Here is a 21,304-nt window from a genome sequence, read left to right as displayed (position 1 = left end):
TCAATCCTTAGCTGGTACGGGTCTTGATGCGGTGCTCGGAGGCTTTGTGGTCGTCGACGACGTCCGGCAGCGGCTCTTCCTTCGAGGGGACGAGACGGGCGCCCTCGGGGCCGAAGACATACCGGGGTTCCGGCTTCAGGAAGAGCAGGCCCAGGTAGAGGACCGCGGCGGTGCCGATCGAGACGAGCAGGCTGATGTCCACTCCCCCGGCGGCGTCCTTGAACGGGCCCTGGATCAGCGGCGGATAGTTGGCGAACAGCAGGCCGGCGATCGCGGCCGGGATCCAGGCGGCCATGCCGCGCCAGTTGACGCCCTTGTCGAACCAGTAGGCGCCACCCTCCCGGCCCTGGTTGAACACCTGAAGGTCGGCTTCCCGGTAGTGGCCGCGGCGGACGAAGTACCCGATCGTCATGATCACCATCCACGGGGTGGTGCAGATGACGATCGCGCCGACGAACGCGTTCACGCTGGCCAGCAGGTCGAAGGCGAGCCGGCCGACGAGGATGAAGACGAACGCGAGCGCGCCGATGAACAGCGACGCCTTGACCCGGTTGAGGCGCGGGAAGACCGAGGAGAAGTCCAGGCCGGTGCCGTACAGGGCGGTGATGCCGGTGGACAGACCACCCAGGAACGCGACCACGATCAGCAGCAGCGCGTACCAGGCGGGCGAGACGTTGATCAGGGCGATGATGTAGTCGGCCTGATCGGCGACCAGGGTGGTGGTGAAGACGCCGAACATGAACGGGACCAGGCTGCCGGCCTGGGCGGCGAAGGTGGCGCCGAGCACCCGGGACGGCTTGGTGCCGGCCGGGATGTACCGCGACCAGTCGCCGAGGAACGCGCCGAACGAGATCGGGTTGCCCATCACGATCAGGGCGGACAGCACGAAGGTCGGCCAGAAGGAGCCGAGGGCGTACGCGTCCGGGCCGGGGTTGTAGCCCAGGTCGATGTTCCCGCCGAGCGCGACGATGCCGAGCAGCATCAGCGCGGTGTTGCCGAACACCACGATCTTGTTGACCAGCAGCATGAACGCGTAGCCGTAGATGACCACGACGATGACGATCGCGCCGAGCAGCGCGTAGACGACGGCGCGCAGCAGGTCGGAGTCGGGCACGCCGGCCAGCCGGACCAGGGCGCCGACCACGGCGTCGCCGCTGACCCAGACCGAGATCGAGTAGAACGCGATGGCGGTCAGCAGGGACAGGAACGAACCGACGATCCGGCCGCGTACGCCGAAGTGGGCGCCCGAGGCGACCGCGTTGTTGGTGCCGGTCAGCGGCCCGAACAGGCCCATCGGAGCGAGGAACAGGGTGCCCACGACCACGCCGGTGAGGGTGGCCGCGACGGCCTGCCACAGGTTCAGGCCGAGCAGGATCGGGAAGGTGCCGAGGATGACGGTGGCGAACGTGTTCGTGCCGCCGAACTGGATGCGGAACAGGTCGATGGGCCGGGAGTGCCGGTGCGACGCCGGAATGGTGTCGATGCCGTGCTGCTCGACCTCGGTGACCTTGGGCCGCGCTATCGCGGGCTGACTATCGGTCATGGCTGGTTCCTTAGGTGAGACCTGATGCGGCGACACTAGGGCCGAGTTTCCTGTCACGCAACCTTTGTTGCTTGGAATTAACACCCCGGCGCTCCACACGACGGGCAGACACGAGAGAATGTCGGCGGAACACGAAGCGGCTGGAGGAGTTCATGGCAGGGCAGGTACGACGGGTGGCCCAGCCGCCGGCCGCCGGTGCCGCGATCGGTGGGCGGCTGCGGGCCGCCCGGCAGGCCCGATCGCTCACGTTGCAGCAGGTCGCCGACGCGTCGAGCCTCAACAAGGGGTTCATCAGCCGCCTCGAGCGCGACGAGGTCTCCCCCTCGGTGGCGTCCCTGGTGTCGATCTGCGAGGTGCTCGGCATCCGGGTCGGCGAGCTGTTCGAACCACCCGCCACGTCGCTGGTCCGGGCCGGCGAGGGCCGCCCGATCAACTTCGGCGGCAGCAAGGTCGGCGAACTGCTGCTCACCCCCGGCACCCAGAGCCACCTGCAGGTCATCCACTCGATCGTCGAACCGGGTGGCAGCGGCGGCGACGAGCTGTACACGCTCGACTGCGAGGTCGAGTTCGTCTACGTGATCCGTGGCAGCCTGGAGTTGCGGCTGTCCGCCGACACGGTGCTGCTGGGCGCCGGTGACGCCTTCACGTTCCCCGGCCGCGAGCCGCACACCTGGTCCAACGCCGCCACCGACGGCCCGTGCGAGGTCGTTTGGGTGCTCGCGCCCGCTCCCTGACCCGGTCGGCGGATCGGCTGACCGTCGCCGAACTGGCCGCGATGCGGTTGCCCGGCGGCGGCGACCGGAACTGCCCAGCCAGTGGGCCGCCTACCCGCACCTGGGCCGACAGGACGTCAGGTCATCTGGGCGGCGAGACCGGCGGTGATCAGCAAGCCGAGACCGTTGGTGGCCCAGTGCAGGGCCGCCGCCGCGAGCAGGCTTCCGCTGCGCCGGCGCAGCTCGCACAGCAGCAGCCCGGCCAGGGCGGTGAATGCGACCGCCCCCGCGACCGCCAGCACCTGGCCGGTCAGCCCGGTGCCGAAGGTCGCGCCGACCGCGCCGTTGGCCTGGTTGAGGCGCAGCGACGGCAGGATGTGCCAGAGGCCGAACAGGACCGACGAGACGATGCTGGCCCAGACCGCGCCGCGGTGCCGGTTGACCAGGCCCATCAGCACACCCCGGAACGCCACCTCCTCCAGCAGCACGGTGCCGAGCGGGACCACCACGAACGCGGCCAGCAGGGCGGCGCTCAGGTGCAGGTGGTAGCGGACGTCCTGGAACGCGGGCCGGGTGAACGGGATCGCCGCCCCGATCGCGTAGACGGCGGCCACCACCACGACCGCGCCGACCGCGTACTTCAGGCCGGGCAGCAGGGTGCGGCGGGACAGGCCCAGGTCGTGCCAGGTGAGACCGGCTCGGCGGCCGACCAGGATCAGGAGCAGCGCGACCAGCGGACCGGCGACCAGGCCGGTGCCGGAGGGGCCGAACTTGTTGGCGACGTTGACCGCGATCAGGATCACCAGGACGGCGCCGAAGACCAGGGTCAGCCGGGAACGGGAAAGGGGCACGAGGACAAGACCCTATCCGATTACGGTACGCCAAATCACACAAATGCATCAGCCTGTGACGTACAACTCGTGACCGTACGAAACGTGTAAGTCGCTCGGGGTATCGGCGGCCGCAAATCGGGGGACAGTACGATCAGCCATGCGCATTCACGCCAGTCCACAGTGGTGGTGGCGGGTCCTCATCGTGCTGTCCGGAGTCGTCGGACTCTACAGCGCCGAGTACTCGATTCTCGCCTTCACCACGCAGAGCTCGATCGCGGTGGTCGTCTACTACTCGGGTGTCCTCTACTGGATGCACCGGAGGGTCACCACCGAGGTGGCGGCGCCGCGACTGCGGGGCGCGGTGATGTCGTGGATCCTGCTGGCCGGCTTGGTGCTGCACTTCCTGCTGGCCGGCGGGAGCAGCCCGTTCCCGCTGGAGACGGCCGGGGACCTCTCCTCGTTCCTGGTGCACTACGTGCTGCCGGCGATGGTGGTGTTCGACTGGGCGGTGTTCCGGCCGTTCGGGGCGAGCCAGTGGCGTGATCTGGCCGGGTGGGCGGCCTTCCCGCTCGGGTACGCGGCGATCGTGCTGGGCCGGGGCGCACTGTTCCCGGGTTATCGCTATCCGTACGGGTTCCTTGATCCCACGTACCAGGGATGGCCCGGTGTGGGTCTGTGGGTATTGCTTCTGGTCGTGGGTTTTCTGCTGCTGGGGGCGGCTCTGATCGGCATCGACCGGCTGCGGCGGCCGAAACCCGCGGCAACTCTGGGTACTTGATTCATTGCCGATTGAACTCCCCACGCAGCGTGTCCGTATCTTGCACGGGGAATCACATCGAGGGGCCAGTGGGAGACGGGTGTGATGGAGCGTAACGGCGCCGAGGGCGAGCGCCCTGGACTACGGATAGGCGGGTACGTGCCGGGGCACGCGGAACCCGTGGCCGGATCGGAGTTCGACCCCGCCGCGGGCGACGCGTCCGCGCCGGTCAACATGCCCAACATCGCCGACTACTGGCCGGACGCGACACCGGCCCGGCCGGAGTTCGCCGACGACCCACCGGCCTTCGACAAGCCGCGGTCGCGTCGTGGGAAACCGGCGGCCGTCCTGGTCGGACTGCTGGCCGGCGCGATCGCGGTCGGCACCCTGCTGCTGATGCGCCCGGGCGACGACGGGGAACGGCAGAACACGGCGGCCCCCGGATCCCCGGAGGTCGTCGAGAGCGCCGAGCCGACCGGTGAGCCAACCGGTGAGCCGACCGGCGAACCGGGTGCCGGCGCCACCACGGCACCGCCGCCCAGTCCACCGGCCGCGGTGGTCACCGCCGCCAAGTTCGACCTGGTCAGCGGGGTCAAGCTGCTGAACCTGCGGACCGCCGACCTGGACGGGGAGAACTTCCGGGTCACCACCCCGAAGGACTCCGGCCTGACGGTGAACGCGTCGTTCGACGAGGACACCCTCAAGGTCAGCGCGAAACCGGCCGGCGCCAAGAAGGGCTCCGGACGGGTCGACGTGGTGCTCAGCCGGGACATCGTCTGGCGGCTGCGGATGACGGCAGGCGTGGAGACCGGCGTCTTCGACATGGGCAGCGGCACGGTCGGCGACATCGACCTGATCGGCGGCGCGACGAACATCGACATCAAGCTCGGCAATCTGGACGGCACGCTGCCGATCCTGATGGCCGGCGGTGTCAACAAGTGGCGGATCACCACCGCCGACGAGGTACCGGTGCAGATCGAGTTCACCAGCGGCGGCGGCGAGGTCAACCTCTACGGCCAGGACAAGGGCGGCGTCGGTGAGGGCCTGACCATCAAGACCGGCGACTGGGAGAAACGCCCCGGCCTGGACATCGACGCCGAGGCGGGGCTGGGCTCGCTGAAGGTCTCCAAAGAATGACCCGGGACCTGTCCTGGGACGGTTGTGTGAACGTGCGGTATCCGGGTGGGCTGCCGACCACGGACGGGCGGTCCACCGGGTTCGGCGCGGTGGTCCGGGCCTCACCGGGCCGGAATTCGACGGTGTCCGGGCGCGCCTGGTTGGGAAAGCGCCGGACGGGTACTGACACGGTCGTACCCGACGTGGAGGTGAATCCGATGGCTTTCGATGACAAGGTCGACAACAAGGCTGAAGAGGTCGGCGGCAAGGTGAAGGAGGGCGTCGGCAAGGCGACCGACGACGAGCGCCTGGAAGCCGAAGGCAAGGCCGACCAGAGCTCCGCGAACCTCAAGCAGGCCGGCGAGAAGATCAAGGACGTCTTCAAGTCCTGACCGGACGCCCGAGCAGCCGCCTCGGTTCTCCTCCCCGATCACCCGATTAGCCGAAAAACTCTCGGTTCGTCTGGAAACATCGGGTTCATGGAGACCGAGGCGGAACTGCCGGCCGCCGAGGAGCGGAAACGCGAACACCATTTCTGGGTACGGGCCCTCGTGCTCGCCGTCCTCGGCGTCTCCGTCGTGGGGCTGCTCGGGGCGACCCTGCTGAGCATCTCGCACGCCCCGTCCGCGCATCACATCCCGGTCGGTTACGTCGGCGCCGAGACCACCCGGACCGCCCTGGCCACCCAGGCCGGTGCGGCTCTGCGGATCACCGACTACGACAGCCGGGACGCCGCCCTGACCGGGATCGCCCGGCTCGACGTCTACGGCGCGCTGATCGTCACCGACACCGGCGTGGAACTGCTCAAGTCCACCGCGGCGTCCCCGCAGGTGGCGGCCACCCTGACCGCGCTGGTCACCAAGGCCTTCGCCGGCACCACCACCCCGGTGATCACCGAGGCCACTCCCCTGCCGTCCGGCGACTCGGCCGGCGGCGGACTCGGGGTGATGCTCCAGGTGGTGATCCTCGGCGGCACCATCGGATCGATCGGCCTCGGCCGGCTGGTGCCGCGCTACCGAGCCAAGTGGGCCCGCGGCGAACTTCCACTGCTCTTCCTCGTCCTGTACGCGTTGTGCGTGGGCGCCGGAATCTCCGGGCTGGCCCGCGGCTTCGGTGTCGGCACCCACGTCGACTTCGTCCACCTGACCCTCAGTCTCGCCCTGATCAACCTGGCCGCTACCGCGTCCACCAGCGCGCTGGTGTCCCTGGTCGGGTCGGCCGGCGCTGCCGTCGGTGGGCTGCTCTACTTCCTGATCGGGGCGCCGATCAGCGGGGCCGCCACCGCCGGGCCGCTGATGCCGGTGTTCTGGCACGACTTCGGGCAGGCGCTGCCGCCCGGCGCCGGGGCCACCCTGCTGAGACGGGTGCTCTACTTTCCGGACGCGCCGCTCGGGATGCCGTTGCTGACGTTGGCGCTGTACGCGGGGATCGGCGCGCTGGTCCTCGGGGTCGTCAACTACATGGCCGGGTTCCTGCGCAAGGACAGTCTCGCCGGGTTGCCGTAACCGCCGCCGTTCACTCGCAGGTGGCGCGTTTTGTCGGAAAAATCGGACTTCTGGCGTCATATGGTGACGGCATGAGTAAACGAATCGCAGCTGTTCTGTCGATCGCGTTGACCATGCCGACCCTCGCACTGACCGCCACACCCGCCATGGCCGGCACTCCCACCGCCGGGAATGCCGCCGCTCCCGCCGCCGGGAATGCCGTCGCTCCCACCGTCGAGAAGCTGGAGCAAGCGCTGCTCACCCCGGCCCAGGCGCCGACCGGTTTCACGTTCCACAGCCGGATGGTCGTGGCCACGTCGGTCGTCCCGGAGGCCGTCGCCGACCCGTGCAAGGACGCCGCACCGAAATTCGTCGACAGCCTCGGCGGATCGGTGACAGTCTCCTTCCAGAAGGGCGGCAAGGAGGGCACGGTCATCACCGAGGCGATCAACGCGGTCGGCGCGAAGGCCGCCGCCGACCACATCAAGCGCCACCAGACCGTCCTGGAGAAATGCCCGGCCGTCACCAAGAACGTCACCTACTCCAAGTGGGAGGTCCCGCAGGTGGGCGCACCCGCGGTCGGTTTCGTGGTGACGATCGCGCAGGAGAAGGAACCGGTCGAGAAGATGATCACCGTAGCGGTCTCGCACGGCGACGTCCTGGCCACCTTCACCGCCGAGGCAGCCGACAGCGCCGCCTTGACCGCAGCCGTAACCGCCGGCGTCGCAAAGATCAAGCAAACCGTGTGATCCCCCCGGTGCCCGGCACTCCAGCCGGGCACCGGTAAGCCCGTTCCATCCCTGAAGATCCGCCCAACATCCCCCTTCTCCAGCCTCCCGGCCATCCCGTCTGGTCCTCGGCCTTTCCCTCGTCGGACACCGGGCCGTCCTTTCCCTCCCCACCCACCGCGCGGCCCTTCTCCCTGCTCGCCCACCGCGCGGCCTTTTTCCCTCCTCGGACGCGAGGCCGTCTTCTCCTTCCTCGCCCACCGCGCGCCCCTTCTCCCCTTCGGACGGCGAGCACGCACCTCCCCTTTCCCTCCTCACGTGCCGGGCCGCCCTTCCTCTCTCCCTTCTCGCGCGCCTGGCCGCGGATCAGGCGTCGCGCCGGTGCAGCGCCACGGTTGCGACCGCGAGTAGAGCCAGGCTGTAGCCGGTGATCAGGGCCAGCGTCGGCCAGGCTCCGGAGTCTGCGAGCTTCTGCAGGCCGGCCGTCGGGGATGCGTCGATCAGCCCGGAACCGGCATCACCCAGCAGCGGGCCGATCAGAAGCGGTCCCAGCAGGATCGCGGTCACTGCGGTCACCGCCGCGCCGGGATGCCGGACCAGCCCGCCGACGGCGACACCCAGCATCGCGACCGTGCCCAGGGCGACGGCGAACCCGGGCAGAGCGGGCAGTACTCCACCGACCGGGTTCCGGGCGGTGTCCGCCATCAGCACCCCGGACAAATAGGCGCCACCGGCCGCGACGAGCGCCACGACCGCGACGGTGAGAAAGGCGACCAGCGCCTTCGCGGTGAGCACCAGATACCTGCGGGGGACGGCGGCCAGCGTCGGGCGGATGGTCCCGCTGCCATATTCGCCGGCCACCAGCATCGCCCCGAAAGCGCCCGCCACCAGCTGCGCCGGAACGGCATTGCCGAGCCCGGCCGCGAGGATCGTCTCCCCCGGCGGAAGGCTGCCGGTGACGATCACCAGCACCGCGATCCCGACCGTGAGCAGCGGAACCATGGCCAGGGTCGCGACCGCCGACCGGACGCTGTAGACCTTGACCCACTCGGCAGCGACGGCCCGCCGCAACCCAGCGGTCACCGGAGTCCCTCGACGGCCACCGCCTGCCAGATCGGCGCTCACCGGACCACCTCGGCGGAGACGGCCTGCCGCGGATCGGCGGTCGCCGGATCCCCCGCGGCGGCGTCGCTGGTCAGGCGGGTGTAGACGGCTTCCAGGGTCTCGTCGCACGGGGTGAGTTCGTACAGTGGGATGGTGTGCTCGGCGGCCAGGTCGCCGATGGTGGCCGGGGACAGGCCGGTGATCCGTAGGGTGCCGTCAGCCGCCGGGACGACCGCGGCGCCGGCCGACTCGACCGTGGCGGCCAGCCGGTCCGGGTGGGGCGAACGGGCCCGCACGTGGCCCCGGGAGTGCTCGGCGATCAGGGCTCGCATTCCGGTGTCGGCGACCAGGCGGCCGCCGGCGATCACGATCAGGTGGTCGGCGGTCTGTTCCATCTCGGTCATCAGGTGGCTGGACAGCAGGATCGTGCGGCCCTGGGCGGCCAGGCCGGTCACCAGCGCCCGGATCCAGCGGATGCCGTCGGTGTCCAGGCCGTTGACCGGCTCGTCCAGGATCAGGATCGGCGGATCACCGAGCAGGGCGGCGGCCAGGCCCAGCCGCTGGTGCATGCCGAGTGAGAAGGTCCGGACCCGGCGGTGGGCGACATCGCTCAGGCCGGCCATCTCCAGGACCTCGGCGGGGCGACGCCGGCTCAGCCCGTTGCTGCGGGCCAGAAAGAGCAGATGGTGGTACGCGGACCGCCCGCCGTGCACGGCCCGGGCCTCCAGCAGCGACCCGACCGTACCCAACGGGTTGTTCAGTCGGGTGTAGGGCCGGCCGGCGACCCGGGACTGGCCTCCGGTCGGACGGTCCAGGCCCAGGATCATCCGCATCGTGGTGGATTTGCCGGCCCCGTTGCGGCCGAGGAAACCGGTGACCCGGCCCGGCTGCACGGTGAAGGTCAGGTCGTCGACGGCGCGGCGGCCGCCGTACACCTTGGTCAGTTGTCGAACCTCAATCATGGAAACGGACGCTAGGCACCGGTGGCGGCCGGGGAATCCGCCGTGCGGAGACCGGCCCTACTCCGGTGGGAGCAGACCGCCGACCCTGGTCAGGCCGGTCTGGTAGGCCAGTGCCACCAGCTGCGCCCGGTCCCGGACGCCGAGTTTGGTCATGGCCCGGCTGACGTGGGTCTTCGCGGTCAGCGGGCTCATCCGCAGGCGTTCGCCGATGCGTTCGTTGGACAGTCCCTCGCCGACCAGAGCGACGACCTCCCGTTCCCGGCCGGTGAGGACGTCCAGACGGTCGGCGCCGGTGAACCGGCCGCGCATCCGGGCGAACTCGGCGATCACCCGGGTGGTGACGGCGGGCGCGATCAGGCCGTTCCCGGCGGCGGCCTGCCGGACCGCTTCGACCAGGCCGTCCGGCTCGACATCCTTGAGCAGGAAGCCGCAGGCGCCCAGCCGCAGTGCCTCGAACACGTACTCGTCGGCGTCGAAGGTGGTCAGCACCACGATCCGGACGGCGGTCAGGTCCGGGTCGGCGACGATCCGCCGGATCGCTTCGAGGCCGTCGGTGCCGGGCATCCGGATGTCCATCAGCACCACGTCCGGCCGGTGCCGTCGGACCGCGGCGACGGCCTGGGCACCGTCGGCGGCCTCGGCCACCACCAGCAGGTCGTCGGTCAGCTCCAGCAGGGCCCGAAATCCGGCCCGCACGATCGTCTGATCGTCGGCGAGCACCACCCGCACGCTCACGCCCCACCCGCCGGGACGGGCCTCGGGCCGTCATCAAAACGGAGCACCGGCGGCAGGGTCGCGGTGACCCGGAATCCGCCCCCGGCCGCGGGGCCGGACGTCGTCGTGCCGCCGACCGCGGCGGCCCGTTCGGCCATACCCCGCAGCCCGAAGCCCTCGCCCGCCCTGCCCGGGCCGCGTCCGTTGTCGATCACCTCGACGAACACGGTCCCGTCGTCGCCGGTGGTGACCGAGACGGTCGCGGCGGTGGCTCCGGAGTGCCGGATAACGTTGGTCAGCGCCTCCTGGACGATCCGATAGGCGGCCAGCTGCGCCGGGGCGGGACAGACCGCCGGGACGTCGCAGTGCAGGGTGACCTCGACACCTGCCGATCCGGCCGACCGGGCGAGTTCCGGCAGACCGTCGAGCCCGGGATCCCGTAGCAGCGTCACCGTGGCCCGCAACTCGCGCAGCGCGTCCCGGCCCGCCGCCCGCGCCTGGTCGAGGGCGTCGCGAGCGGTCTCCGGACGCCTGTCGAAGGCGGCCACGGCCACCCCGATCTGCACGTTGACCCCGGTCAGCGTGTGCGCCACGACATCGTGGACCTCACGGGCGATCCGGAGCCGCTCAGCGGTCAGTCGCCCGGCGGCGGCCCGGCGCTCGGTGGCGAGCCGGTCGGCCACAGTGCGGCGCTCGGTGGCCAGCCGGTCGGCGACGGCGCGGCGTTCGCGGTCGGCGTACTCCCGGGCCAGCGCCTCCCGGCCGCGCACCACCTCGGCGATCAGCACCGCGACCAGGGGCAGCAGGATCTCCGGGACCGGTGCGCTCCCCCGGCCCTCGGCGAACCAGCCGAGCAGCGCCGACCAGAGGATCCCGACGGTGCCGGCGACCACGGTGTGCCGCCGGTCCCCGTACCGGACAAGGGTGTAGAGACCGACCAGGGCGGCGAGGTTCAGCAGCTCACCGCGGTGACCGAGAACGAACAGGACAGTGAGCAGGGCGCCGCACAGCACCGCGACCACGATCGGCTGCCGCCGCCGGAACAGCAGGGCCACCGCGGACAGCACCACCAGGACGACGGCGGCGACGTCCGGCTCGGGGGTGCCGGCGCCGTTCCAGGCGGTGTCCGCCCCCATCAGGACGAGCACCAGCCCGGCGACAGCGACGTTCGTCATCACCTCACCGTACGTGCGGCGATGCGCCCCGGCGTACTCCGGCGGGAGTAGGCTCGGACGGGATGCCGACGCCACTGCAGCACTTCATGATCCTGCTGTACGAGCGGGACCTGCCCACCAGCGCGCGATCCGTCTCCCCGACAGTCCTGGAAGCACACTTCGCCCTGCGCAAACACGTGGCCGAGATCGGCGGCCGGATCGTCGGCGGCCACGCGATGGCGGCCGGCGTCACGATCCGCAACAACGAGGTGAGCCCCGGCCAGGACACCCCGTCGTTGGCCGGCTGCTACGTCGTGGAGGCGTCGGACCTGGACCACGCGATCTGGATCGGCCGCATGATCCCGGTGGTCGACGGCTGGGTAGAGGTACGCCCCGTCCTCACCGCCTGAGGAGCTTGCGGAGACTGCGGAGGTGGGGGATCAGGCGGGTCAGGAGCAGGTCTCCGAGGACGTACCGCGGCGCGTGCAGTGTCAGGTTTTTCGGGGTCCTGCGCTTTTTCATGACGTCTCGGCCAGGTAGGCGCGCCAGCCGCCGTGGTGGGTGATGTCCGGGGCGGTGGCCAGGGCTGCGGGCTCGCAGAGGAATCCGGTGACCGTGGTGCCGTCGGCGAGGCGGACCCTGCCCAGGGCCATCGGCTCGGGCAGGGCGGCCAGGAACGGGCCGAGGGCGGCGGGCGGCATCTCCCACAGTTCGCCCCCGATCGCCGCTCCGCCGCTGTCCACCCTGGTCAGGCCGGGTTTCGGTGGGGTGGCCGGTAGGGCGTGCAACCGATACGACGGGGCGGTCACGACCGTGCCGGTGAGACGCGCGCCGACCGAGGTGAGCTGCCCGTTGAGGGGCTGGCCGCTGAGGTGGGCGCCGACCACCAGCAGTGGGATGCCGGTGGCGGCGGCCGGTGGTGCCGGTTCCCCGACGATCAGTGCGGCGATGCCGGCCGCCACCGCGTCGGCGTGACCGCGAGTGATCACCTGGACGCCCTGGCCGGGGGCCGGTACCGCAACGGCTGCCAGGCCGAACAGGTTGCAGAAGTTGGTGTACGTGCCGACCAGCGAGTTCACCCGGATCGGGTCGGCCTGCACCGCGGCGATGGACGGGTGGATCGGCGCGGTCGGCAGCAGCAGCGCGTCGGCGTCGCCCCATTCCGCCATGGCCTCGTCCCGCAGTGCGGCGAGCCGGGCCGTGTCGGCGACCAGCACGTGTGCCGGGATGTCCCGGGCCCCTTCGATGATCCTGCGGACGGTCGGGTCCACCGCTTCGGGGTGTTCCGACACGAACGCGCCGACCGCCTCGTAACGCTCGGCCACGAAACCGCCTTCGTACAGCAGTTTCGCCGCCGCGAGGAACGGCGCGAGCCGTAGTGGCCGCAGGATCGCCCCGGCCGCTTCGAGGCCCTTGGCGACCTGTTCGAAAGCGGTCACCCACTCGGGGGACATCGCGGTCAGCTCGTCGCGGGCGGGCACGGCCACGATCGGCCGGGGCGGGGCCGCCAGCGGTGCGTCATTCGGCCACACCGGTGATGCCATCAGGTTCGCGGCCTGCTGGGCCTCGCCCAGGGTGCGGGCGAAAACGGTCACGCAGTCGAGGGTCCGGCAGGCCGGCACCACCCCGTCGTTCGGGATCACGCCGATGGTGGGTTTGATGCCGACGATGCCCTGGAACGCGGCGGGCACCCGGCCGGAACCGGCGGTGTCGGTGCCCAGCGCCAGGTCGGCGATGCCGAGCGCGACCGCCACCGCCGACCCGGAACTGGAGCCGCCGGACACCAGCGACGGGTCACGGACGTCCCGGACCGCGCCGTGCGGGCTGCGGGTGCCGACCAGTCCGGTGGCGAACTGGTCCAGGTTGGTCTTACCGAGAACGATCACTCCGGCGTCGACGAGTCGCTGGACCGCCGGTGCGCTGACGGCCGGCTGGTAGGCGTACTCCGGGCATCCCGCCGTGGTCGGCAGTCCGGCGACGTCGATGTTGTCCTTGACCGCCAGCAGCGCACCGGCCAGCGGCAGATCCTCGCCCGCCGCCAGCCGGGCCTCGACCGCGACGGCGTCCGCCAGCACGGCCGCCTCGTCACGCAGGGTGATCCAGGCTTCGGGGCGTTCACCGAGGGCGATCCGGGCGTAGGCGGCCCGGACCCGGTCCTGTGGGGTCATGCTGCGGTCCTTCCGGCGAGTACGAGCAGAGGGCTGCCCGGCGCGACCTGGCTGCCGGGGGTGACGAGGATGTCGGTGACCTCGCCGTCGGACGGGGCGACCACGACGGTCTCCATCTTCATCGCCTCCAGGGCGAGCAGTGGCTGACCGGCGACGACCCGGTCGCCGGGGCGCACGTCGACACGCCACACGCTGGCGACGAACGGGGCTTCGACCAGGGCGCCGCCGTCCGGGACGGTCACCTGCCCGGCGGTCGGCGGCGCGATCGGTTCCGGTCGCGGGTCGAACTCGCCGGCCGCCGCCCAGGCCTGCCGTTCGGCACCGAACGCAGCGGCCTGCTTGTCACGGAACGTGGCGATCGATTCGGCGTTGTCGGCCAGGAACCGCTGGTGGTCGGCGAGACGGAACGTGCCGTCCTCGATCCGCAGCCGGTGCCGGCCGGCGGCCATGTCGGCGCGCAGGTCGAGCAGTTCCTCGGCGCCGACCGGGTGCCACTGGATGCGGTCGAAGTGCCGGAGCAGCCACGGCTTCTGCTTCCAGCGCGACCAGACCTGCACGGTTCGGCCGACGAACTGATAACCGCCGGGCCCTTCCATGCCGTAGACGCACAGGTACGCGCCACCGATGCCGACCGCGTTCTCCGGCGTCCACGTGCGGGCCGGGTTGTACTTGGTGGTGACCAGGCGGTGCCGGGGGTCGAGCGGGGTGGCGACCGGTGCTCCGAGGTAGACGTCGCCGAGCCCGAGCACCAGGTAACTGGCGTCGAAGACGGTGCGGTAGACGTCGTCCACGCTGTCCAGGCCGTTGACGCGCCGGATGAACTCGATGTTCCACGGGCACCAGGGCGCGTCGTCGCGCACACCGGCCATGTAGCGGGCGATCGCCTCCCGGGTGGACGGATCGTCCCAGGACAGCGGCAGGTGCACGGTGCGGCTGGGCACTTCCAGATCGCTGGTGGCCGGCAACTCGTCCTCGATCTCCAGGACCAGACCCAGCAATTTTCGTACGGGTAACCGAGCCGGATCGACGTGCACCTGCAAGGACCGGATGCCCGGGGTCAGGTCGACGACGCCGGCCAGGTTCTCCGCGCGCAGCCGGTCCATCAGCGCGTGCGCCCGCATTCTCAGCCCGAGGTCGAGCGTCATCGGCCCGTACTCGATGAGCAGGTTGTCGTCCCCGGACCGCCGGTAGGTGACCTCCTCGCCGCGGGCCAGGATCCCGTCGTCGGCGGGGCCGATCAGCGGCGTGCCGCCGACGTCGCCGACCGGCACGAACCGGACCGTGTCGCCCGGGGCCAGTTGCCCGAGCTTCCACCGTTCGGCGGTGACGACCGTGGCCGGGCAGACGAAGCCGCCGAGGCTGGGACCGTCCGGTCCGAGCAGGATCGGCACGTCCCCGGTGAAGTCGATCGCCCCCACCGAGTAGGCGGTGTCGTGGATGTTCGACGGGTGCAGTCCCGCCTCGCCGCCGTCGGTACGCGCCCACCGGGGTTTCGGCCCGACCAGCCGCACCCCGGTCCGGGCCGAGTTGAAGTGCACCTCCCAGGAGGCGGCGTAGAACTCGTCGATGTCCGCCCGGGTGAAGAACTCCGGCGCGGTATGCGGTCCTTCGGTGACCAGGATCCTCCACTGGTGCCCGATGACCGGCCGCTCCGATTCCGGGGTTTCGGGTGCCGGAATGCGGGTACCACCGGCTTCACCTGTCACGGGTGCGGCAAACCCTAAAGGTAAGGTCGAGGTTGAGGGTTTGCTCTCGGTAATCGTTCGCAACACGTCACCGAGGCGCAGAGCCCGTCCCCCGTGTCCGCCGAACTGACCGAGCGTGAACGTCGACGCGCTGCCAAGGTACAACGGGATGTCCAGGCCGCCGTCGAACAGAATGTAGGCGCGCAGGCCGGTCGAGGCCCGGCCCACGTCCAGCACCGAGCCGGCCGGGACCAGCACCGCCTCCCAGCGGGGAACCGGCTCGCCGTCCACGGTGACCGGTACGTCCGCGCCGGTCACGCACACGCGGGTGGCGGCGGTGAATCGCAGCGCCGGGCCGTCCACCGTGCACTCCAGGCCGGGTGCGCCCTCCGGGTTGCCGAGGGCGCGGTTCCCCCAGCGGAACGAACGGTCGTCCATCGGGCCCGACGGTGGGACGCCCACCTCCCACAGGCCCACCCGTCCCGGCCAGTCCTGGACCGTCGTCAGTGTGCCGGAGCGTTCCACGGTGATGCGCGGTTCCCGGTCGTGCACATCGATCAATGTCGCGGTGGAGTGGCCGACATCGAGCACGGCGGGTTCGACCACGGCGGCCCGCAGCAGGCCCAGGTTGGTCTCGATGCCGTCCACCCTGGTCCCGGCCAGGGCCGCCGCCAACCTGGTGAAGGCTTCCGTGCGGTCGGCACCCGTCGCGATGACCTTCGCGAGCATCGGGTCGTACGCGGTGGACACCTCGGTTCCGGTCTCCACCCAGCCGTCCACCCGGACATCCGGCGGGAACACCACCCGGGTCACCAGTCCGGCGCTCGGGCGGTGGTCCCGGGTCGGGTCCTCGGCGTAGATCCGGGCCTCCACCGCCGCGCCGGCCGGCGTGCGCGGGGTGTCCAGGACCGTGGTGTCGCCCTGGGCCAGCCGCAGCATCCACTCGACCAGGTCGATCCCGAGCACCTGTTCGGTGACCGGGTGCTCGACCTGCAGACGTGCGTTGACCTCGAGGAACGACGCCTGCCGGCGGGCCGCGTCGTAGACGAACTCGACGGTTCCCGCGGACCGGTAGTCCACCGACGCACACAGCGCCGCCGCCGACTCGTGCAGCCGCTCGCGCACCTCGGCCGGCAGGCCCGGCGCGGGGGCCTCCTCGATCACCTTCTGGTTGCGCCGCTGCAGGGAACAGTCCCGGTCACCGAGCGCGACGACCCGGCCGTGCCCGTCGCCGAAGACCTGGACCTCGACGTGCCGGGCCCGCTGCACGAACCGTTCCAGGAACACCCCGCCGCTGCCGAAACTGGCGACGGCCAGACGTTCCACCCGGCCGTACGCCTCGGTCAGCTCGGCGGCGTCGTGGCAGGCCTGCATGCCGATGCCGCCGCCACCGCCGGTCGCCTTGAGCATCACCGGGTAGCCGATCCGGTCGGCGGCCGTGAGCGCCTCGTCGAGCCCGGCGAGCAGGCCGGTGCCCTCGATCATCGGGACTCCGGCCTGCCGGGCCAGGTCACGGGCGGTGTGTTTGGCCCCGAACGCGGTCAGCTGCGCGGGTGTCGGCCCCACGAACACCAGACCGGCGGTCTGGACGGCGGCGGCGAAGGTGGCGTCCTCGGACAGGAATCCGTACCCGGGGTGCACCGCTCCGGCGCCGCTGGACAGGGCCGCCTCGAGGACCCGGTCGACGACCAGGTAGCTCTCCCGGGCGGGCGCCGGGCCCAGGCGGACCGCCACGTCCGCCATCCGCACGTGCGGCGCGCCCCGGTCCGGATCGGAGAAGACGGCAACGGTCTTCAGACCCATTTCCTTGGCGGTACGGATGACCCGGCACGCGATCTCACCACGGTTCGCGACGAGGAGGGTGTCAAACACCGGCTGCCTCCCCGGGCGTGGTGACGATCATGCGTACCGGCGTGGGATCGAAGCCGTTGCACGGGTTGTTGATCTGGGGGCAGTTGGAGACCAGGACGAGCACGTCGGTGTCGGCGCGCAGGGACAGCGCCAGGCCCGGGGCGGAGATGCCGTCGACGATGCCGAGGCTGCCGTCCGGGTCGACGGGCACGTTCATGTACCAGTTGATGTTGCTGACCAGGTCCCGTTTGCCCAGGCCCCAGCGCGATCCCTCGATCAGGAAGTTCTCGACGCAGGCGTGCTGGTGCTTGGTGTGATGGCCGTAGCGCAGCGTGTTGGACTCCCGGCTGCACGCCCCGCCGACGGTGTCGTGCCGCCCCACCTCGTCGGCGATCACCGTCATCAGCGGGTTGCTCTCGGATGACCGCAGCACACTGCCGGTGGTGAGGAAGATGCCCCCTTGCGCGGCGATGGTGTCCTGCGCGGAGTACCGCTCCGACGTGTCGTGGGCGTCGTAGAGCAGACAGTCCACCGCCTGATTGCCGCGCAGGTCGACGATGGTCAGCACGTCCCCGCGCCGGACCACCGCGGACCAGGGCGCCCGCGCCGGGACGGTCTGGTCCAGTACCACTTTTCCGGCCAGGGCCCGCTCGGCGAGGGACAGGGCGGGCGCTGTGGTCATCGGATTCCCCTGGCGGTGAGGTAGTCGGCGGTGTTGAGGAAGGCGCGTTCGCCCTCCGGGGAGCGGGACCAGAGGGGGTCCTCGGGCGTGGTGGGACTGCCGGTCCAGGCCCGGATCTCCACCGGACTGCTGGTGTACGACTCGCGCGGGTCGAGCGGGTGCGGCACGTTGACCAGCAGGACCGTCACCGGCATCTCGGCGCGGATCTCCACGGTGGCGCCGGGGCCGGCGGAGCCCAGCCACGCGAAGGTGCCGTCGTCGCCGACCCGCACGCCCTGGAAGAACGAGATGCTGGGCGGCAGGTCACGTCTGGTCAGGCCGTGTTTGGCGGCGGCCAGGGTGAACAGTTCCCGGCCGGCCGGCGTATCGGAATGGGGGCTGCCGTCGCCGTACCGCAGGGTGTTGCTCTGGAGGGTGCTCGTGCCGCAGAAGGTGTCCGAGCGGTCGCCGGCTCCGGCGGTGACCGAGGCCAGGACGCGGCCCTGGTCGGAGAGCAGCAGGTGACCCGCACCGACGTAGGCCTGCCACAACACCTTGACGGTGTCGGCGATGTTGAGGCGTTCCCACGGTTCGTCACCGTTGAAGATCAACAGGGACACACAGGCGTCGCCGTCGAGATCGGTGAGTCGCAGGGTGGTGCCGCGGGCCAGGCGTCTGCTCGCATAACCGCCGCCCGGAACGGTCTCGGCCCAGGTCAGGCCGGTCCCGAGCGAGGAGGCCGGGACGATCGGCATGCAGTCGACGACGGTCCCGCCCTGAGCCCGGGCGTGATCCCGGGCTCCGGCGGTGGTGGCGGTACTCATACGGCCTCCTCGGTGATGGCGGCGGTGAAGGACGGTGGGGCGGTCATGCGGCGGGGACGGGGACCGGTGCCGGCTTCGGGGCGCGGACGTAGCGGCGGTGGACCACGGCGCCCAGCAGTAGGGCTCCACCCACGAACAGGAGGGAGAAGTAGTGCAGGTACCAGTGGGTGCCGGCGGGGTCGTAGACCTCCTGGCGGGGCCAGCCCAGGTTGAGAATCATGCCCAGGCCGTAGACGACTGCCAGCGCGTTCACCGCGATGCCGAAGCGGCCCAGGGAGAACAGACGGCCGCCCCGCTCGGTCAGCCGGCCGTCGTCGGAGGGCCAGCCCCGCAGGCGGCGGACCAGCAGCGGGATCGTCACCAGGGCGTAGGCGATGTACAGCATCACGATGCACACGCTGGTGATGGCGGTGAACAACGCTGCCTGGCCGATGTTGATCAGGAGCAGGCCGGCCGCTCCCACACCCACCACGATGGCGGGCAGGGCCGGGGTTCCGGTGCGCGGGGACACCCTGCTCAGGGCGGCGGAGAACGGCAGGACGCCGTCGCGGGCCATCGAGAAGATCATGCGGCTGCCGGCGGTCTGGATGGCCAGGGTGCAGACCGCGATGGCGATGGCCACGTCGATCAGCAGGATCCGGCCGCCGGTCTCGCCGAGGCGGCTGGTCAGGACGTACGGCAGGCCCTCGGTGGCGAGACGCCCGTCGGTGAGGCTGGGGGCGGCCATCAGTGCGGCGAGCAACATCAGGCCGCCGCCGACACCCGCTGCGGCGAGGGCCCGCAGGATGGTGCGGGGCGCGGTGTGCCGTGGGTCGCGGGTCTCCTCGGAGAGTTCGCCGGCGCTGTCGAAACCGACCACCACATAGGCCGCCATCAGCGCGGACACCAGGAACGGTCCGATGTAGCCCGGGCCGCTGCCGGTGCCGCCGGTGTCGAAGACGACGCCGGGGCCGCGTTCGATGTTGAACAACAGCAGGACGACCACCGCGACCACGCCGATGATCTCCAGGGTGACGCCGGTGCTGTTGACGATGGCCATCAGGCGCACACCGACGACGTTCACGACGGTGGTCAGCGCGATCAGGATCGAGCCGAGGATGACGGCGTTGGTGGCGCCGGTCGGTGAGGTCAACGACGGGTCGCCGCCGACCAGCTGGAAACCGGACCAGATCGACGGCAGGACGACCTGGAGGGCGATCGCGGCGGCGGCTACCGTGGCGATCTGGGCGATGATCATGACCCAGCCGGCGAACCAGCCGACGGTGGCGGTGGAGAGGCGCCGGGACCACTGGTAGATGCATCCGGAGATCGGGTAGCGGGCGGCGAGTTCGGCGAAGTTCAGCGCGACCATGAACTGGCCGAGGAAGACCAGTGGCCAGGTCCAGAAGAACGCCGGGCCACCGAACGAGAATCCGAAGGCGAAGAGCTGGAAGACCGTGGTGAGGATGGAGACGAAGGAGAACCCGGCAGCGAACGACGCGTAGGTGCCGATGCTGCGGCGCAGCTCCGGCTCGTAGCCGAATCCGCGGAGGTCCGCGGCATCCGTGGTGGTGGTCATACCGCCTCCTGCTGGAGATATCTGTCAGTTGACAGATTCCGGTGACCAGCACCGGGAGCGGTTTCCCGGCGGTAAAGGTTGGGTTGCCGACTGTGTCGGCGAAGTTACCGGGATTTCCGCGTGCGACGATGCAGAACGTGAGCGCCCCTTCCGTCGGCCGGCCCCGCTCGGGTGCCCGCCGGCTGCCGTCCGCCAGCGCCCGCGACGAGATCCTCGACGCGGCGGCCGAACTGTTCGCCCAGCGGGGGTACGCGGCCACCTCCACCCGGCTGATCGCCGAACGGGTCGGGATCCGGCAGGCGTCGCTCTACTACCACTTCGCCAACAAGGAGCAGATCCTCGCCGAGCTGCTGGAGGCCACGGTCCGGCCGTCGCTGGAGTACGCCGCGACCCTGGCGGACGCGGAACCCGTCGAGGCCCTGCACGCGCTCGTCGTCTTCGACGTGGGAGTGCTGCTGGACACCCGGTGGAACGTCGGCATCCTCTACGCGCTGCCCGAGATCGCCACCGCACCGTTCGCCCGATTCCGGGAGGAGAGACAGCGCCTTCGGTACGCGTACCGCAAGCTGGTCGTGAAGTGCGACCACCCGGAGATCCTCGCCGACCTGGTGTTCGGGCTGGTGGAGAGCGTGATCGGAATGCGCCGTGACCTGGACGCCCTGCCCGGCACCGAGATCCTGCAGCAGACCGTGGCGGCGGCCGCGCTGCGGCTGATCGACCGGACGCCTTCCGGTCCGCCGTCCTCGCGTAATCTTTCGGGCCGGAAGGTTCGAGAGGAGCAACACCGATGACCGAGCAGGGACGCCCCAGCGGCACCGTCTACGGCCGTGGCGGGGTGGACACCGGCGGCGACGAGCCGGGTGGTGGCCTGCCGAAGGCCGTGCCGATCATCGTCGGGGTGGGTGGTGTCGCCGTGCTCCTGCTGGGCTGGGCGGCGTGGAGCAGCATCATGGGCGACAAGGAGCCGGCCGTCGCCGCGACCGCCACCGTCACCACCCCGCCCTCGGTGGAGTCGTCGCCGAGCGAGCCGGCGAAACCGGAGCTCGGCACCGGCGAGTGGCTGCTGTCCCCGGCGGGCGACGAGAACAACTATCTGACCGTCAGCGAGGACTTCGCGAAGATGTCGCCGGCCGACCCGGCGACGCTGACCGTGGTGGCCGGGCTCGACGACGAGGCGTGTTTCTCGTTCCAGTTGGCCGACGGCCGGTACCTGCGGCACTTCGACTACCGGCTGCGGTTCGACGCCGGCGACGACTCGGACCTGTTCCAGGCCGACGCCACGTTCTGCCGGGAGTCCGGCACCGCGGCCGGCACGATCCGGCTGACCTCCAAGAACTATCCGGAGTACCGGATCCACCAGCGCCAGGACGGAGCGCTCTACATCGACAAACCCGAAGGGGACAGCTTCGACGCGGAAAGCTCGTTCATGGTCCAGGCACCGTCCTGATC

At 70.8% G+C, this 21,304-nt stretch carries 20 protein-coding genes; 9 read left to right on the top strand and 11 right to left on the bottom strand.

The genetic code is table 11. The annotated features are described in order from the left end of the window. Positions 1-7: 7 nt before the first annotated feature. A complete protein-coding gene (locus Aco03nite_RS37440) occupies positions 8-1,543 on the bottom strand; it encodes a purine-cytosine permease family protein (protein WP_203804897.1) in 1,536 nt (511 codons plus the stop codon). A gap of 152 nt (positions 1,544-1,695) precedes the next feature. Here Aco03nite_RS37440 and Aco03nite_RS37435 point away from each other — a divergent pair, with 152 nt between their 5' ends. Then, positions 1,696-2,277 carry a helix-turn-helix domain-containing protein gene (locus tag Aco03nite_RS37435; protein WP_203804895.1) on the top strand — a complete coding sequence of 194 codons (582 nt, stop codon included), beginning with the start codon at positions 1,696-1,698 and terminating at the stop codon, positions 2,275-2,277. A gap of 116 nt (positions 2,278-2,393) precedes the next feature. Here the strand turns inward: Aco03nite_RS37435 and Aco03nite_RS37430 are convergent, their stop codons facing one another. Continuing rightward, positions 2,394-3,107 carry a CPBP family intramembrane glutamic endopeptidase gene (locus tag Aco03nite_RS37430; protein ID WP_203804893.1) on the bottom strand — a complete coding sequence of 238 codons (714 nt, stop codon included), beginning with the start codon at positions 3,105-3,107 and terminating at the stop codon, positions 2,394-2,396. Between the two features lie 139 nt (positions 3,108-3,246). Between Aco03nite_RS37430 and Aco03nite_RS37425 the strand changes: the two genes are divergently transcribed. The 5 genes from Aco03nite_RS37425 to Aco03nite_RS37405 all read left to right on the top strand — a co-directional run bounded on the left by Aco03nite_RS37425 (position 3,247) and on the right by Aco03nite_RS37405 (position 7,195). Beyond that, positions 3,247-3,867 carry a Pr6Pr family membrane protein gene (locus Aco03nite_RS37425; protein ID WP_203804890.1) on the top strand — a complete coding sequence of 207 codons (621 nt, stop codon included), beginning with the start codon at positions 3,247-3,249 and terminating at the stop codon, positions 3,865-3,867. 81 nt (positions 3,868-3,948) lie between these two features. Continuing rightward, on the top strand, positions 3,949-4,983 hold the full coding sequence (locus tag Aco03nite_RS37420) for a hypothetical protein (protein ID WP_203804888.1): 1,035 nt from the start codon (positions 3,949-3,951) through the stop codon (positions 4,981-4,983). A gap of 197 nt (positions 4,984-5,180) precedes the next feature. Further along, the gene (locus Aco03nite_RS37415; RefSeq protein WP_203805053.1) at positions 5,181-5,354 is read left to right on the top strand and encodes a CsbD family protein; all 174 of its coding nucleotides are present in this window, start codon (positions 5,181-5,183) and stop codon (positions 5,352-5,354) included. Between the two features lie 87 nt (positions 5,355-5,441). Continuing rightward, positions 5,442-6,467: a hypothetical protein gene (locus tag Aco03nite_RS37410; RefSeq protein ID WP_203804886.1), complete on the top strand. Its 1,026-nt coding sequence runs from the start codon at positions 5,442-5,444 to the stop codon at positions 6,465-6,467. A gap of 71 nt (positions 6,468-6,538) precedes the next feature. Beyond that, entirely contained in the window at positions 6,539-7,195 is a 657-nt protein-coding gene (locus tag Aco03nite_RS37405) for a hypothetical protein (RefSeq protein WP_203804884.1), read from the top strand. Positions 7,196-7,540: 345 nt separating this feature from the next. On the opposite strand, the gene Aco03nite_RS37400 is transcribed toward Aco03nite_RS37405, so the two are convergent. The 4 genes from Aco03nite_RS37400 to Aco03nite_RS37385 are packed head-to-tail and all read right to left on the bottom strand — an operon-like array spanning position 7,541 to position 11,129. After that, the gene (locus Aco03nite_RS37400; RefSeq protein WP_203804882.1) at positions 7,541-8,299 is read right to left on the bottom strand and encodes a hypothetical protein; all 759 of its coding nucleotides are present in this window, start codon (positions 8,297-8,299) and stop codon (positions 7,541-7,543) included. Further along, complete coding sequence (locus Aco03nite_RS37395; protein WP_203804880.1) at positions 8,296-9,240, bottom strand: ABC transporter ATP-binding protein; 945 nt, start codon at positions 9,238-9,240, stop codon at positions 8,296-8,298. Before Aco03nite_RS37395 ends, Aco03nite_RS37400 begins: the two co-directional genes overlap by 4 nt. 57 nt (positions 9,241-9,297) lie before the next feature. Then, positions 9,298-9,975: a response regulator gene (locus tag Aco03nite_RS37390; RefSeq protein WP_203804878.1), complete on the bottom strand. Its 678-nt coding sequence runs from the start codon at positions 9,973-9,975 to the stop codon at positions 9,298-9,300. Further along, positions 9,972-11,129, bottom strand: a complete 1,158-nt coding sequence (locus tag Aco03nite_RS37385; RefSeq protein ID WP_203804875.1) for a sensor histidine kinase — start codon at positions 11,127-11,129, stop codon at positions 9,972-9,974. The genes Aco03nite_RS37390 and Aco03nite_RS37385 overlap by 4 nt, the downstream gene beginning before the upstream one ends. Before the next feature lie 62 nt (positions 11,130-11,191). Between Aco03nite_RS37385 and Aco03nite_RS37380 the strand changes: the two genes are divergently transcribed. Then, on the top strand, positions 11,192-11,518 hold the full coding sequence (locus tag Aco03nite_RS37380) for a YciI family protein (RefSeq protein ID WP_203804872.1): 327 nt from the start codon (positions 11,192-11,194) through the stop codon (positions 11,516-11,518). A 108-nt stretch (positions 11,519-11,626) separates the two neighbouring features. On the opposite strand, the gene atzF is transcribed toward Aco03nite_RS37380, so the two are convergent. From atzF to Aco03nite_RS37355, 5 genes are read right to left on the bottom strand one after another with little or no spacing between them, the layout of a single operon-like run. Beyond that, positions 11,627-13,276 (bottom strand): allophanate hydrolase, encoded by a 1,650-nt coding sequence (gene atzF, locus Aco03nite_RS37375; RefSeq protein WP_203804869.1) that lies wholly within the window; start codon positions 13,274-13,276, stop codon positions 11,627-11,629. Continuing rightward, positions 13,273-16,833 (bottom strand): 5-oxoprolinase/urea amidolyase family protein, encoded by a 3,561-nt coding sequence (locus Aco03nite_RS37370; RefSeq protein WP_203804866.1) that lies wholly within the window; start codon positions 16,831-16,833, stop codon positions 13,273-13,275. The genes atzF and Aco03nite_RS37370 overlap by 4 nt, the downstream gene beginning before the upstream one ends. Continuing rightward, on the bottom strand, positions 16,826-17,494 hold the full coding sequence (locus Aco03nite_RS37365) for an urea amidolyase associated protein UAAP2 (RefSeq protein ID WP_203804864.1): 669 nt from the start codon (positions 17,492-17,494) through the stop codon (positions 16,826-16,828). Before Aco03nite_RS37365 ends, Aco03nite_RS37370 begins: the two co-directional genes overlap by 8 nt. After that, positions 17,491-18,297 (bottom strand): urea amidolyase associated protein UAAP1, encoded by an 807-nt coding sequence (locus Aco03nite_RS37360; RefSeq protein ID WP_203804862.1) that lies wholly within the window; start codon positions 18,295-18,297, stop codon positions 17,491-17,493. Before Aco03nite_RS37360 ends, Aco03nite_RS37365 begins: the two co-directional genes overlap by 4 nt. A gap of 43 nt (positions 18,298-18,340) precedes the next feature. Next, positions 18,341-19,855, bottom strand: a complete 1,515-nt coding sequence (locus Aco03nite_RS37355) for an amino acid permease (RefSeq protein ID WP_203804860.1) — start codon at positions 19,853-19,855, stop codon at positions 18,341-18,343. Positions 19,856-19,992: 137 nt separating this feature from the next. On the opposite strand from Aco03nite_RS37355, the gene Aco03nite_RS37350 reads away from it, so the two are divergent. Both Aco03nite_RS37350 and Aco03nite_RS37345 read left to right on the top strand, forming a co-directional pair. After that, positions 19,993-20,646, top strand: coding sequence for a TetR/AcrR family transcriptional regulator (locus tag Aco03nite_RS37350; RefSeq protein ID WP_203804858.1), 654 nt, complete (start codon positions 19,993-19,995; stop codon positions 20,644-20,646). Continuing rightward, complete coding sequence (locus Aco03nite_RS37345; RefSeq protein ID WP_203804856.1) at positions 20,643-21,302, top strand: AbfB domain-containing protein; 660 nt, start codon at positions 20,643-20,645, stop codon at positions 21,300-21,302. Before Aco03nite_RS37350 ends, Aco03nite_RS37345 begins: the two co-directional genes overlap by 4 nt. The last annotated feature ends 2 nt before the right edge of the window (positions 21,303-21,304 follow it).

Origin of the sequence: Actinoplanes couchii, from assembly GCF_016862075.1 — a bacterium.
In the GTDB taxonomy this organism is placed as follows: domain Bacteria; phylum Actinomycetota; class Actinomycetes; order Mycobacteriales; family Micromonosporaceae; genus Actinoplanes; species Actinoplanes couchii.
The sequence above is the reverse complement of the archived record's forward strand: the minus strand, read 5'-3'. Positions and strand labels throughout refer to the sequence as shown.

What these genes read in the sequence shown, in the direction of transcription:
- Aco03nite_RS37365 (WP_203804864.1), bottom strand. Translation starts at nt 17,494, where the DNA reads ATGACCACAGCGCCCGCCCTGTCCCTCGCCGAGCGGGCCCTGGCCGGA.
- Aco03nite_RS37360 (WP_203804862.1), bottom strand. Translation starts at nt 18,297, where the DNA reads ATGAGTACCGCCACCACCGCCGGAGCCCGGGATCACGCCCGGGCTCAG.
- Aco03nite_RS37395 (WP_203804880.1), bottom strand. Translation starts at nt 9,240, where the DNA reads ATGATTGAGGTTCGACAACTGACCAAGGTGTACGGCGGCCGCCGCGCC.
- atzF (WP_203804869.1), bottom strand. Translation starts at nt 13,276, where the DNA reads ATGACCCCACAGGACCGGGTCCGGGCCGCCTACGCCCGGATCGCCCTC.
- Aco03nite_RS37380 (WP_203804872.1), top strand. Translation starts at nt 11,192, where the DNA reads ATGCCGACGCCACTGCAGCACTTCATGATCCTGCTGTACGAGCGGGAC.
- Aco03nite_RS37355 (WP_203804860.1), bottom strand. Translation starts at nt 19,855, where the DNA reads ATGACCACCACCACGGATGCCGCGGACCTCCGCGGATTCGGCTACGAG.
- Aco03nite_RS37385 (WP_203804875.1), bottom strand. Translation starts at nt 11,129, where the DNA reads ATGACGAACGTCGCTGTCGCCGGGCTGGTGCTCGTCCTGATGGGGGCG.
- Aco03nite_RS37435 (WP_203804895.1), top strand. Translation starts at nt 1,696, where the DNA reads ATGGCAGGGCAGGTACGACGGGTGGCCCAGCCGCCGGCCGCCGGTGCC.
- Aco03nite_RS37405 (WP_203804884.1), top strand. Translation starts at nt 6,539, where the DNA reads ATGAGTAAACGAATCGCAGCTGTTCTGTCGATCGCGTTGACCATGCCG.
- Aco03nite_RS37440 (WP_203804897.1), bottom strand. Translation starts at nt 1,543, where the DNA reads ATGACCGATAGTCAGCCCGCGATAGCGCGGCCCAAGGTCACCGAGGTC.
- Aco03nite_RS37415 (WP_203805053.1), top strand. Translation starts at nt 5,181, where the DNA reads ATGGCTTTCGATGACAAGGTCGACAACAAGGCTGAAGAGGTCGGCGGC.
- Aco03nite_RS37425 (WP_203804890.1), top strand. Translation starts at nt 3,247, where the DNA reads ATGCGCATTCACGCCAGTCCACAGTGGTGGTGGCGGGTCCTCATCGTG.
- Aco03nite_RS37345 (WP_203804856.1), top strand. Translation starts at nt 20,643, where the DNA reads ATGACCGAGCAGGGACGCCCCAGCGGCACCGTCTACGGCCGTGGCGGG.
- Aco03nite_RS37410 (WP_203804886.1), top strand. Translation starts at nt 5,442, where the DNA reads ATGGAGACCGAGGCGGAACTGCCGGCCGCCGAGGAGCGGAAACGCGAA.